The sequence below is a fragment of the Calothrix sp. 336/3 genome (assembly GCF_000734895.2).
Classification (GTDB): Bacteria; Cyanobacteriota; Cyanobacteriia; order Cyanobacteriales; family Nostocaceae; genus 336-3.
Map to the genome: position 1 here is coordinate 3,518,754 of NZ_CP011382.1, position 13,453 is coordinate 3,532,206.

At 40.1% G+C, this 13,453-nt stretch carries 9 protein-coding genes; 2 read left to right on the forward strand and 7 right to left on the reverse strand.

All coding sequences use genetic code 11. From position 1 onward, the window contains the following. Positions 1-49: 49 nt before the first annotated feature. Positions 50-3,319, forward strand: coding sequence for an efflux RND transporter permease subunit (locus IJ00_RS14820; protein ID WP_035154216.1), 3,270 nt, complete (start codon positions 50-52; stop codon positions 3,317-3,319). Positions 3,320-3,563: 244 nt separating this feature from the next. On the opposite strand, the gene IJ00_RS14825 is transcribed toward IJ00_RS14820, so the two are convergent. The 7 genes from IJ00_RS14825 to fdxB all read right to left on the reverse strand — a co-directional run bounded on the left by IJ00_RS14825 (position 3,564) and on the right by fdxB (position 10,504). Further along, positions 3,564-4,034 carry an ArsC/Spx/MgsR family protein gene (locus IJ00_RS14825; RefSeq protein WP_035154218.1) on the reverse strand — a complete coding sequence of 157 codons (471 nt, stop codon included), beginning with the start codon at positions 4,032-4,034 and terminating at the stop codon, positions 3,564-3,566. A 656-nt stretch (positions 4,035-4,690) separates the two neighbouring features. Further along, entirely contained in the window at positions 4,691-5,302 is a 612-nt protein-coding gene (locus tag IJ00_RS14830; protein ID WP_035154220.1) for a cupin, read from the reverse strand. A gap of 289 nt (positions 5,303-5,591) precedes the next feature. Next, positions 5,592-6,071 (reverse strand): hypothetical protein, encoded by a 480-nt coding sequence (locus tag IJ00_RS14835; protein WP_035154222.1) that lies wholly within the window; start codon positions 6,069-6,071, stop codon positions 5,592-5,594. 37 nt (positions 6,072-6,108) lie between these two features. Then, on the reverse strand, positions 6,109-6,690 hold the full coding sequence (locus IJ00_RS14840) for a heme-copper oxidase subunit III (protein ID WP_035154224.1): 582 nt from the start codon (positions 6,688-6,690) through the stop codon (positions 6,109-6,111). A 93-nt stretch (positions 6,691-6,783) separates the two neighbouring features. Then, positions 6,784-8,457, reverse strand: a complete 1,674-nt coding sequence (ctaD, locus tag IJ00_RS14845) for a cytochrome c oxidase subunit I (protein ID WP_035154226.1) — start codon at positions 8,455-8,457, stop codon at positions 6,784-6,786. 13 nt (positions 8,458-8,470) lie between these two features. After that, a complete protein-coding gene (locus IJ00_RS14850; RefSeq protein ID WP_035154228.1) occupies positions 8,471-9,448 on the reverse strand; it encodes a cytochrome c oxidase subunit II in 978 nt (325 codons plus the stop codon). A 762-nt stretch (positions 9,449-10,210) separates the two neighbouring features. Next, entirely contained in the window at positions 10,211-10,504 is a 294-nt protein-coding gene (gene fdxB, locus IJ00_RS14855; protein WP_035154230.1) for a ferredoxin III, nif-specific, read from the reverse strand. 1,313 nt (positions 10,505-11,817) lie between these two features. On the opposite strand from fdxB, the gene IJ00_RS14860 reads away from it, so the two are divergent. Continuing rightward, positions 11,818-13,404 carry a helix-turn-helix domain-containing protein gene (locus IJ00_RS14860; RefSeq protein ID WP_035154232.1) on the forward strand — a complete coding sequence of 529 codons (1,587 nt, stop codon included), beginning with the start codon at positions 11,818-11,820 and terminating at the stop codon, positions 13,402-13,404. Positions 13,405-13,453 lie beyond the last annotated feature (49 nt).

Sequence of the window (13,453 nt, forward strand, 5' to 3'; positions counted from 1 at the left end):
CTAAATAAATTATTGCTTGCCTAACCTTCCCCTATTCCCTTGCCTAATTATGAACAACGGCTTTAGTCTCAGTACCCTATCTATTCGTCAGCATATTGGCACCTTGGTATTAACGGTGGCAGTAATTGTTATGGGAGTATTTTTTATTAATCAACTCCCTGTCGATTTACTACCATCGATTACCTATCCGCGTATTGGTGTGCGAGTGCAAGCTCCCGGAGTCTCTCCCGAAGTGGCAATAGATGAAATTACCAAACCTCTGGAAGAAGTCTTCTCCGCCACGGAAGGAGTTGTGCAGGTATATTCTCAAACCAGGGAAGGACAAATCAGTCTCGATTTATTTTTCCAACCCGGTGGTAATATTGACCAAGCTTTAAACGATGCCACGGCTGCCTTTAATCGTGCAAGAAACCAGCTACCGGATACTATTGAGGAGCCACGATTATTTAAATTTGACCCTTCGCAACAGCCAGTGTACGAAATGGCACTAACTTCTCCCAAACTACGAGGAGTAGATTTACGGATATTTGCTGAGGAAGAATTAGCAAGGGAGTTAGGAGTTGTTCCTGGGGTAGCAGGGGTTGATGTTTCTGGGGCGGTAAATGAGGAAATTCGCGTCAACATCGACTTGAATCGTTTACAAGCTCTGGGGGTGGGGTTAACAAATGTTCTGGATGAGCTAGAGAATCGCAACCAGGATATTTCTGGGGGACGAATTTTGGGCAGTAATTCCGAACCTCTTACCCGTACCGTGGGTAGGTTTAAGAGTGCGGAGGAAATTAATAATCTTTCCTTTGCCACAACTGGGAGTACCTCTACTACCTCAAACAGTCAGACGGGTGATAACTTTTCTCCTAACCTTACCCTAGGGAAGCGTCGGGTTTACCTACGGGATTTTGCACAAGTCATTGATGGTACAGAAAAGCAACGGGTATTTGTCTTGTTGAATGGCAAGGAAGCAGTCAAAGTTAGCATTCAAAAGCAACCAGACGCGAATACGATTACCGTGGTGGAGGGAGTCAAAAAACGCATTCAGGAATTGCGACAATCTGGGTTGATTGCTGAGGAAGTTGTGCTGATTCCTACCCTCGATGAGTCACGGTTTATTCAGAATTCTATTAGTAATGTCACCAGCTCCGGTTTAATTGGTTCCCTCTTAGCAGCGATCGCGGTTTTCCTCTTCCTGGGTTCCCTACGACAAACATTTATCATTGTGCTTGCCATACCCCTAGCTACCCTAGCGGCAATTATCCTCATGGGGTTATTTGGTTTATCTCTGAATGTTTTTAGTTTAGGTGGCTTGGCTTTAGGGGTAGGTATCGTAGTTGATAACTCCATCGTCATGCTAGAAAATATTGCCGACGGAATCAAGGAAGGGAAAGCTGAAGAGGAGAGGGAAAAAGAGGTAGGGAGAGAATCCTATTTAACATTGGTGAAATCATCATCTGTTTCCAGTGGAGCCAAAATTCTCCGGCAAGCAGAAAAAAGTAGTCAGGAGGTGGAATCTGCTTTAGTCGCTTCCACTAGTACTAACCTGGTGGCGGTGTTACCCTTTTTGCTGATTGGGGGGTTTATTTCCCTGCTATTTAATGAGTTAATTCTCACTATCAGCTTTGCCGTTGCTGCTTCGATTTTGATTGCCGTGACGGTGGTACCGATGTTAACTTCCCGGATGTTGGCATGGCAAGTATCTAGTGGTGTAGAAAACTTTTGGTTGCTACGAGGATTTAATCAGCGCTTTGATGCTGCCACGGGAGGCTATAAAAGATTCTTAGCCTGGGTGTTAAGGTGGAGAATCTGGGTAGTGGCGATCGCTGTTTCTCTCCTCGGTGGGATGAGTCTTATCCTTTCTCCCCAAATTCCCCAGGAAATTCTGCCCCGCATCAACACTGGGCAAGCCAATTTAATTGCTCTGTTTCCTCCTGGTACACCCCTGGAAACAAACAAAAAAGTTATGACTGCGGTGGATCGAATTATTGCTCAACAGCCAGAAACAGAATATAGTTTCTCGACAATTGGCGGTTTCCTCTTTGGTAGCAACACTATCAGTAACCCCCTACGGAGTTCTGCAAATATCACCCTCAAACCAGGTACAAATGTCAGCGACTATGTAGAGCGTGTTACCCAGGAATTAAACAAGCTCAATTTAGCAGGTATCCGTTTACGCCTTTCCCCTGGGCAGGTGCGAGGGTTAATTCTCAATAATTCTCCCGTACGAGGGGCAGAAATTGATGTCATGCTCCAAGGTAGTGATACTCAAAGTTTACAACGGGCAGGGAGGCAGGTATTAGCAGCTTTAGAAGAAAAAGTTACCGCCGCGAGATTTCGCCCCGATGCTGATGCCAGACAACCAGAAATTCAAATTCGCCCCGACTGGGAAAGGCTTTCCAAGCTGAATTTAACAACTAAAGATATTGGTGAAACGGTACAAACTGCCATTGAAGGTAGTGTTCCCACCCAGCTACAACGAGGCAACCGCTTGGTTGATGTGCGAGTACAGTTAGATGAAAAATCAATTCAAAATGCTTCCCAGTTGGCAAGATTACCCCTATTTGTCACTGACAATCGTCAGGTACGTCTCAGTGATGTTGCTAGTATCATTGAAGACCAAGCCCCTGGAGAAATTCAGCGTATCAATCAGCGCCAGGTATTTATTATTGCTGGAAATTTAGCTGAGAATGGCAGTTTAAGCCAAGCTTTGCAGCAAGTTGAACAGGCGATCGCCCAGGTGAAATTACCTGCTGGTGTTTCCCTGATTCCTAGCTCTGCCCAAGAATCTAACCGTCAGTTGCAAGATGCCCTGTGGTTGTTGGGAAGTTTAGCCAGCTTTCTTGTCTTTGTTGTCATGGCGGTGCAATATAACTCCCTAGTTGACCCACTGGTAATTATGTTTACTATTCCCCTTGCCCTAGCTGGGGGTATTTTCGGGCTTTTCGTTACCAGAACTGCCATTGGGGCAACAGTTATTGTCGGTGCGGTACTTTTGGTAGGTATCGTTGTTAACAACGCCATTATTATGGTGGAGCTAGCCAATCAAATTCGTGAGCGGGAAAGGTGCGATCGCCGTACTGCCATAATTCAAGCAGCACCCCAACGTCTGCGCCCCATACTGATGACAACAATTACTACAGTTCTCGGTATGTTTCCCCTTGCTCTTGGTATCGGTGAAGGTTCAGAATTTCTCCAACCCCTAGGTATTGTCGTATTTTCCGGACTTTCCCTGGCTACCTTACTGACACTCTTCATTATTCCCTGTTTCTACGTTTTGCTCCATGATTTGTTTGCCGGGAAATTTATGAAAAGATTCTGGAAGGGGTAAAGGTTAAGAGCATGATTTCCCCTTACCCTTACTTACCCTTAGTACTTAACCAAGATAAAATTGCTGCATAGGGAGTAATGAGTAGGCAGTATACGAAGATTCATTTAGTAGAAAAAGTATGCTTTGTGAACTACTAGCTTCTATTTAAAAGTCACTTCTGATGTGAATTGGAAACACCTCTCACCCCATAAGGGTTTCAAGGTTTAATTCACTACTCATTACTTACTACTCATTACTCATCAGTCTAGTGTTGACACTTCCCTTTACCTGCACCTTGGTGATGTTCACCATGTTTGTGGGAGCAACTTTGTAAGTCTTGACTTTTCAGGGTGTTGCTAATTTCTTGCAGGGTGGAATCTTTAGATTGTAATCCGATCCAAGCATCTATTTTTTCCACATCAAAACCGACTTCTCGGCGATCGCCAACTTCCATTAACGGACGACGAATTAACAAGGGATCTTGCAACATCATCACTAAAGCGGTTTGAGCATCCACCTGCTCAGGGTTAACTTCCCCCGATTGTACCTTAGGTGCGGCACGGTTAAACCACTCGACAATGGGGCGATCGCCAAAAAATGATTTTAATCTATCGATTGTCCAAGGTTCGGTGATAATACTAAAAGAGACAACTTCATGACCCGCAGCAGTCAGTAAGGTTTTTTGTTTGGTATTGTTTTTGCAACCAGGTTTTTCATAAAAAATTACCCGCGCCATGGTATCATCTCCTGAATTATTTATCTTCTGTCACTAGTCTTCACAAACTTTCTTAATCATGATTTACGCAGCGCTGAAAGTTTGTCCAATTGCGACTATTTTTTTGCACGTTCTATTTAGATGTCTCATCCATTACATCTAAACAAATCACTTTTGCAGCGATATTTATATTAGAGCAAATAGCTTCCGATAAGCCATTGCTGAGGGTTTATTAACAGGTTCTTGAGGTTAACCCTATTCCTCTATTAAAATTCTAATAAATTAAATTCATTTTGCAAATAGAAAAAATATCAAAATTTACAAAATAGATTTCTACAATATTTTCTAAGATACAAAACCTAGTATTTTAGCCTATCAATTATAGGTTAGGTTTTGAGAGATACCTCAATAGCTGGAGAAATGCTATATTTCTCACAAAATGTTAGGGGTGGGTTCAAGAGATACTCGTGAATGCTTGAAGCATATTTGTAAATCTGCCCTTACAATCTCTGGATTGAGGTTTTATAAATTTGGAGAGAAATTGGAAAAATAATATATTCCAATTAATTTATGATAAATAAGTCGATTTGATTACTCAAGCAATAGAACTATACTCAGTTAGATAATCCACAAAACTGAGTTGATACCCGGATATAAATTACATATCAATCTCCAGCTTAAAATCTTTTGGCAGTACCATCTAAGGGATTATATGCAAACCGAGATTCTGGACTTGTTTCTCCATATAAATTAAAAGTGACTGTGGGAATATCACCCACTGCTTCCACAGAATGAATAGCATCGGAAGTAAAGCTAATAATATCACCAGGAGATAAAATTAACTCCCCCTTTTTTTCTATCTTATCAGCTTGGGATTTGTCATTTATCTTCTGCCAAAATGTATTTTTTTCCTGCCCTTGTAAAATAGCTACTATTCCCCAAGTTCCGTGATTGTGAATATTAGATTTAGTCCCAGGGGTAAAGGTGACTGTTTGAATTGTGAAAGGAAAACCTAACTCATCATATAGTAATAGAACAGAAGTTCCTGTTTGTTGACAAGGTTCTGGATATTGACTCCTTACCCAGTAAGAGTTAACGATTAATCTTCGTACTAACATCCTAATTTCTGCAAGATGTAGACTTTCATCTGTTGCATCTTTGAGGATATCTTCTAACTCTGTCAAAAAACGATAGAGTCGGTAATTTTCTCGTAATAAGTTCCATTCTCTGGGTTTTTGACAAGTTTGATATTTACCGTTTCCTGTAAGTAAGTAATCTTGAGATTGCATAGATTTGGGAAAATGACCTTGCAGAGAATTAGAAGAAAATAATAGTTTTGAAATAAAATAACTGAATTAAGTAGTTGGGCAAAGTAACTATAAAATATAATGAGATTGCTAGTAAGCAATTGATTTATTAATCATGAAACTTCTATTTATTGATGCTTACCTACTTAAAAAGATTACTGTAATGGAATCAGAATAAAATAGAGATGTAGAGATACAGAGTAACTTACCAATTAAAAAAATCATCATTGATGTACAAAATTAAATTCTGATATTTCCAAAATTTAGATTATCACTCTTCTTCTGGAGGACGAGTCAGAATATCCAGTAAGATGCTAGCTGTACCAAATTCTTTTTGGCTATCTATTTCTTGAATTTGTTGACATATTTCCTTAGCTTCCTCTACTTTTCCTAGTTTAGCTAAAATTAATCCCGATGCGGCATAGGCATTTATATATAGTCGAATCTGAGGATTTTCTTTATTGTGAGTGATGACTAATTTTAATTTTTCCCACTCCTGGGGTAAATTTTCGGAGACTTGGATTTTCTCAACAACTTTCAAGGCAATTTTCAAGGCTGCCTGATAATTATATTTATAGTAAAAGAATCTGTAAGCAGAAATGAGAATATCTAAGGATTCTGGAGATTGGGATAAAGCTTGATTTAGATAATTTTCTGCTTTCTCAGGATTGTCACTAGTCTCAGCAGCCAGAATGAGTAATTCTTTGATATTATCTGGGACTTGGTACCAGGAAAATTGAGATGTATTCATAATAAACTAAACCGGGTTTATCACCCGGCTTACAAATCTAAATAAATGCCAAAAGGTAAATTAAGGTGAAGAGAACAATCCAAATGATATCTACAAAGTGCCAGTAAATTTCCGCCATTTCCACGCCAGTATGCTTGCTAGCACTATAATGATCGGGACGGTGCGATCGCCGCATCACACCCAGTATCAATAGTACTCCCACGAATACGTGTAAACCGTGGAAACCTGTCATCACATAGAAACAATTGGCAAAGACATTGGTTGTTAACCCATAACCTAGGGTAAGGTATTCGATAACTTGACCAACAAGGAATATAATTCCCATGATGGCGGTGAGTTTATACCATTTCCGCATTCCTGCCACATCACCTCGTTTGATGGCAGCATCACCCAAATGAATCACAAAGCTACTAGAAACCAAAATGAAGGTATTAATAGCAGGTAAAAGTAACTCTACCTCAGTTCCTTCGGGGGGCCAAGTCGAGTAAAGATTACGAAAATACAGAAAGGTGGCAAAAAACCCACCAAACATCAGAGATTCGGAAAACAGGAACGCTAATAAACCCAAGACTCGTAAATCTTGGTGTTCCTCATGATGTTCGACACCTGTGACTGTCATAGTTTTGTGTGGGGAAGGGGAAGAAGGGGGAAAGGTTTGTGGGAGTCAGGAAAGATATTTTTCTATTACCCATTACCCATTACCCCAAAAATACTAAGAAAGTTGAATTATCGTTTCTGTCTCATGGCGAGTATCATGTATCATTCCATACTCGTAGGGACCGTAGGTAACGACAGGTAAAACTTCCCAATTTTCTACTAGAGGTGGGGAAGAGGTTGTCCATTCCAGGGATAGAGCATTCCAAGGATTATCCCCTGCTTTGCGTCCAAATGCCCAACAGAAGAGAATATTTAAGGTGAAGGGTATAACAGATGCACCGAGGATAATTGCTCCGATGGTGCAAAGTTCGTTGAGGTGGGTAAATTGTGGATCGTACATCGCTACCCGTCTTGGCATTCCTTGCAATCCTAGCTTGTGCATGGGTAGGAAAGTCAGGTTTGTACCAATAAATGTCAAAATGAAATGGATTTTACCCAAGAACTCATTTAACATTCTGCCCGTCATTTTGGGGAACCAGTGGTAGATACCTGCGTAAATGCCAAACACAGAACCACCAAATAGCACATAGTGGAAGTGAGCAACAACGTAGTAGGTGTCGTGAACGTGGATATCAAAGGGAGCAGTTCCCATGGTGACACCGCTTAATCCTCCCATGACGAACATGGAAAGTAAACCGATGGCGAACAGCATAGCGGTGGTGTAACGAATCTTACCACCCCAGAGAGTTGCTACCCAACCAAAGATTTTTACCCCCGTGGGTACTGCAACAATCAGGGTAGAAATCGTGAAGAACATCCGCATCCATCCGGGGGTTCCACTGGTGAACATATGGTGTACCCAGACGAATAAACCGACGACACAAATGGCTAAACTAGAGTAGGCGATCGCCTTATAACCAAATATCGGTTTGCGTGCATGAACCGGGATAACTTCTGACATAATCCCGAAAATTGGCAAAATCATCAGGTACACTGCTGGATGGGAATAAAACCAGAACAGGTGCTGATAGATAATAACGTTGCCACCTGCATCGGGTTTAAAGAAGGATGTGCCGAAATTCAGGTCAAACAGCAGTAAAATTAACCCAGCTGCCAAGACAGGGGTGGAAAGTAAAGCGAGTACAGATGTTGCTAAAATTGCCCAGCAAAATAGGGGTAGTTGATCCCATTTCATACTGGGAACTTTCATCTTCAGGATGGTGATTACAAAGTTCAAAGAACCCAAAATTGAGGATGTTCCCACCAAAACAATGGCAAGTATCCACATAGTTTGGGCATGGTGAGCAGTCACTAAACTTAAAGGTGGGTATGCTGTCCATCCCGATTGGGAACCACCAAAGTAAAAGCTTCCTAAAATTAAAGCACCTGCTGGCGGGTTTAACCAGAAGGCGATCGCGTTTAATTTTGGAAATGCCATATCCCTTGCACCCACCATCAAGGGTACGAGATAATTACCAAAACCACCAATGGCACTGGGAACTATCCATAAAAAAATCATGATTGTCCCATGATTAGTCATCAGCGCATTGTAAAAGTCTGGCTGTACAATATCAGGATCGGGTGTCGCTAACTCGACTCGCATGGCGATCGCCATCAATCCCCCAATCAAATAGAAGATAAATGCTGTCACCAAATACTGAATCCCAATCACCTTATGGTCAACGTTAAAACCAAAATAGTGATACCATTTCCAAGCTGGTTGGTGATGTCCAGTTACCGAGGAATTAGACTCCCCTGAAGAATCATTCAGAGGTATTTGTAATGTCATGGTGATTATTTGCTCAGTTTTCTGTTAACAAATGACTGATCATTTCCCCACTCACTCCTATTCCTGGAGTATGGGATGCGAGATATTCGGAGTTAGATAACTCTAAGGGATTGACTGCTACGGTATTTCGGCTATTTGTACCTTGAGCAATACTGTTTTCAGTCACCCAATTTTGAAAATCTTCTGGGGTATGTACCACCACCTGCGATCGCATAGAACCATGATATGCACCACATAGCTCTGTACAAACTACGGGATAGGTTCCTGGTACAGTGGCAACAAACCGTAACTGGGTGGGTACTCCGGGAATCGCGTCTTGCTTAATCCGAAACTGTGGAACCCAAAAAGAATGAATCACATCCGTTGCAGACAAATTTAATTGCACATCTGCACCGACGGGAACGTGTAATTCCCCAGCTCCTACACCCAAATTCGGGTATTCATACAACCAAGCAAACTGCATTCCCGTCACATTCACCAACACATCCGGTTGCTTGTCGCTGTTATTGGGATTTGCACCTAAACCAATTTTGGGTTGACTAGGTATATCTGCGTTGGTAGTACCACTCATTGTCGCTGCAACTGCGGTTCCCGGTGTCCCATGGTGACTGGTATGCAGATGTCCCGGAGTATCCAAACCTCCCATTTGCTGGAACACATCTACACTATAAATGCCTAAGCAAATAACAATAATTGTGGGAATCGCTGTCCAAAAAATTTCCAAGGGAATGCTACCCTCAACTGGTACACCGTCGCTATTATCGCCACTACGACGACGGTATTTCCATACAAACATCAAAATTGTTCCTTCCACCACAATAAATAATGCTGTGGCAATGGAGAACATCAAATTAAAAAATCCATCTACTAAGGGTGCTTGTTGGGAAGCTTGTAGCGGTAGTAGACCATGATTTTGTCCTAACCAGTAGCTAAAAATAGTAATTACTATCCCAGCAACCAAGGTTATTAATGGTACAGGAATTGGTTGCATACAGACCTACTTTGTAAAGTTACATGATTGGTCATCGGTCAGTAGTGCTAGTGGTGATGAAATGAGCTAAATTTTCACCCATCGTTCACAACTTTTTTGCTGATTCTTCCTAGGTTGTTATTCATTGGGGAGGATATAGTCTTTCCCATTCTGGTGAGATATAAAATTACCCCTCCCCAACCCTCACCTTGGCGTGAGGGTGCGCGACAGCGCGGGTGGGGTGTAATTCCGAAAGCTTGGGAAATGCTATAAACAACCTATCACACATTAATTTCACTAATTGCTAATAGGTATAAATATCTATTAATTAACAATTAGTAAATGTCCAACAGATTAACTATATTAATTCTCAGGTTATATTAAATAAAATAGGGGAAATTTAAATATGTTTTAACCTTCTACGACTCTAAATAAATGCCTGTAAATTAGCAAAAAATATGTTATATAAATAACTTTTATGCAAAAAAAAACAGAGCTAGTATGGTCTTATCAGCCCAAATGAAGCTCTATAACGATAGCAAGATGAATTTGTTTAAGGAAGAACATATAGGATTTACGATTTTGTTTAATGAGAACATTTAGATATTGCTAGATGAATCTTTATTTCTTCAAGTTTATTGAAGTTCAATCCATGAGATTACAGATATTTTTGCTACCTGTGATCATGAAATTTTCATCTATACCCCTCTTGACATCTTGCTAGTGATATCTACTTCTGTGAGAACAATACTAGCTCTGTTGACAGCATAAAAGCCATCCCCATTACTGGTCTAATTCTGCATGGGTATAGCAATTTTTAGAACAAATTTTGGCACAAGCTTCACAACCAACACAATTATCAGCATTAGCAATGGTCATGACTTTCTTTTCAATTTCATCATCATCCTCATCTTCAACAAATTCACCCTCTTCGTTCATTGCTTTCAGGGCTAAAACATTATGTCCGCAAATTTTAAAGCATCTACCACAACCGATACATTTTTCTTGATCAATTGCTTTCACAAATTTTGGTGTCCAAGTTTTACCACCAAAAGTTAATCCTGTGAGTACTGCCATGATAATTACCTCAAATGATATTCTTCCTTAGAGTCTTGGCTCGTTTAACTATCAAGATAGAAAATTGTAGGTTGGGGTAGATTGGGAATGCTTTCAACCCCCAAATTACAACACTGCCGAGATTTGAATAGAATCTAAGCAGTAGACAATCTCACATCTAAATTTTCTGAGCGCTCACACTAACATAACCTTAATATTATCTTTTGATTGTTCAAACATAACCTTTAATTCCTAAAATAGCTGATATTTAAAATTGAGAATTAATTAAAATTTTTCTCAACTATCAAATTACAAAAGAGTTCCCGACTCATAACTTAATATCTCTCTGACATCTTTGATAAATTAAACAATAATCCATAGACATTCTTGTCGTTCTCTATATAAGTTTTATTACCTGTCTTTCTCAGAAAATAAATAAAATTATAATTGCCATAGATTTGTAATAAAGATGAATACTACCATTCATGTTTACCAAAAATTAGGCTGAAAATACTGATTTTATGATGTGTATCAAAATATGGCACGTAAATCAGAATAATTATCTGTGAGTAAATTAACGAAATTTTAGGCATTGTACTGATGCAAAAAATGAGAAATAGACTAAAAATATTGATAAAAATAAAATTATCTTTAATGTAGAGGAAACATAATTTCCTAAATAATAATCAGACTCATAACATTCATTAATCATATTGAATGGGAGAATTGTTGAAAAACACTGCCGCAGATTTCAATTTGCCAAAGCATATAAGCTTTCCCAGTTAAACAAATTTAGTGATTAACTGTGGTATTTTGATTTATGAATTCTGCTTGATTTGAGCTTTTCGTAAATATATGCTCAAAAAATATCAATCAAGGAGCTTTAGCTCGTGATGAACAAACCGGAGAAACCGTTTATGAAAATTATAGATAATTAAGTTGGATTTGATGAGCTTTTCAGAAATGAAAACTTGGCAACATAATCGCAAATCTAAATAGAGATGGATGTGGGTAATTATGCCGATACTCTATTATAGGAATCATCGAGATACCTAGTAAAACATATTGTAAAAAAAGAAAAACCAGATAAAAGATAAAGTATCGTCTTATTCTTTTTATCTGAAAGTTTTGCTTTTAATACATACTGTAATCAGTCTATAGATATCGGTGAATCAGGTGGCAAAGCGGTGAAGATGGGATAATTGAAATTATGGAAATTATGAAAAATTTCAAATCAATTATCAACTCTTCAATGGCGCTGAGGGGAAAATTCTAGGACACATCCAGGGGAAATTTGAGCGAGACATCTCAACGATTACAGTGGCAATAGCCTTATGCCTTATACAATTCCTAACATTAATTGCGTTGGATGTGACAACTGTCGTCCCCAATGTCCAGTGGGTGCTATCAAAATTGAAAATGATGAATACTGGATTGACCCTTGTTTATGTAACAATTGTGAGGGCTATTATCCCGAACCACAATGTGTTGTCGCTTGTCCAGACAAATCTCCCATACCCTGGCAAGCTAAAAAAGGTAGATGTAAAGTTGAAAGTAGGGAAATTACTAGCCCAGATTTGTTTGCCAATAATAAGAGTAATCCCTTTGCATCCGCGATCGCCATTTGGGAAGCTTGTAATGTATTGGCACAACGTAGCTCCCTACCCTGGGAACTAGATGCAGATGGCAACCTCTGTTACCGACGACAGGTAAATCAAGGAAAGGGGGCGATCGCCTTCCACTTGAAAAAAAACTTAAGTAGTAATGAATACATCAGTGATATTAGTGGGATTTCTGCCCTAGATATTCGCGCAGCTTGCATACATTTAATTTTTGCAGCCCATGCAACTGCCCTAGATATACCCTGGGAACAGGAATTTACCATCGATGAACGTCAAATCGAAAAGTATCTCGGTTTAGACAGACGCAAAGACTTAAGTAAAACCACCAAACTCACCCTGATTAAAAATCTAGTGCAGCAAGTCTGTTCCCTAGTCACCACTATAGAATGGGCACAACAGGGTAGAGTCAAAGGTTTTACCATCGATAAAAGTCATCTCTGGCAACTCACATCCATGCAGCATCATTTCCAGGAAGATGATTTAGGATGCAAGTATCTAGTGGGCTTAACCTTTAAAATCAAAGCAGGAGCTTGGGCAGAATATTTCCTGAATAGAGCTGCGTGTAAAGAACGTACAGCATTTTATCAATACGGTAGTTTGCCCAAAACTTTACTCACCACTGTTATGAGTATATGGCAGCAACACGAAGGTACAGCCCGACTGATGCTGTGGCTACTCTTTAAAACTAAGATGGGAAGGGAGCAACGTATCACCGTACCCACCCTGATGCGAGTTGCCTATGGAGAAACTAAAATTGCCGTTGCTTTTCGTCAAAGGGAAGAACGTAAGCGCTTGTTGCGAACCTTTGAGCATGATTTACAAATTCTCCACGAACATGGGATGAAACCTACTTTCGATCCCGTCACCTATCCCATCACCATTCAACCCCTATGGGCAAAATCCATTGATATTCCTGAAGATCCAGACGAAGCGTTGGAATTTTGGACAAACGACGGAAGTTCAGCTGCAAGACTCACAGACGTTGCACCCCGTGGTAAGTGGAATTTGTTAATGAATGCACGCATTTTATCCTTTGAAATCCCCCCAGATTGGGAACAGCAAACCTTAGAAGGGGAGAAAAAACAACGCACATCCAAAAATCGCCGCAAAACCCGCACCACCAGTGACTTAATCGGAGAGCAAATTATCCGTGCAAGGAAAAATCTCAACCTGTCACAAAGAGAGTTAGCGAAGTTAGCAGGTAAAAGTCAAAGCTGGATTCGAGATATTGAAAAGGGTAGATTGAGGGTGAAATTGGAAGACCAAGTAGTTTTACGGAGGGTATTAGGTATTGCTTGAATTGGGTAATAAATAGATTCTAGTAGAGGTGTTCCCTTGGAGCCTCTCT

Bases quoted from the DNA above. Each gene is read 5' to 3' on its own strand.
- IJ00_RS14820 (WP_035154216.1), top strand. From the start codon at position 50: ATGAACAACGGCTTTAGTCTCAGTACCCTATCTATTCGTCAGCATATT.
- IJ00_RS14825 (WP_035154218.1), bottom strand. From the start codon at position 4,034: ATGGCGCGGGTAATTTTTTATGAAAAACCTGGTTGCAAAAACAATACC.
- IJ00_RS14830 (WP_035154220.1), bottom strand. From the start codon at position 5,302: ATGCAATCTCAAGATTACTTACTTACAGGAAACGGTAAATATCAAACT.
- IJ00_RS14835 (WP_035154222.1), bottom strand. From the start codon at position 6,071: ATGAATACATCTCAATTTTCCTGGTACCAAGTCCCAGATAATATCAAA.
- IJ00_RS14840 (WP_035154224.1), bottom strand. From the start codon at position 6,690: ATGACAGTCACAGGTGTCGAACATCATGAGGAACACCAAGATTTACGA.
- ctaD (WP_035154226.1), bottom strand. From the start codon at position 8,457: ATGACATTACAAATACCTCTGAATGATTCTTCAGGGGAGTCTAATTCC.
- IJ00_RS14850 (WP_035154228.1), bottom strand. From the start codon at position 9,448: ATGCAACCAATTCCTGTACCATTAATAACCTTGGTTGCTGGGATAGTA.
- fdxB (WP_035154230.1), bottom strand. From the start codon at position 10,504: ATGGCAGTACTCACAGGATTAACTTTTGGTGGTAAAACTTGGACACCA.
- IJ00_RS14860 (WP_035154232.1), top strand. From the start codon at position 11,818: ATGCCTTATACAATTCCTAACATTAATTGCGTTGGATGTGACAACTGT.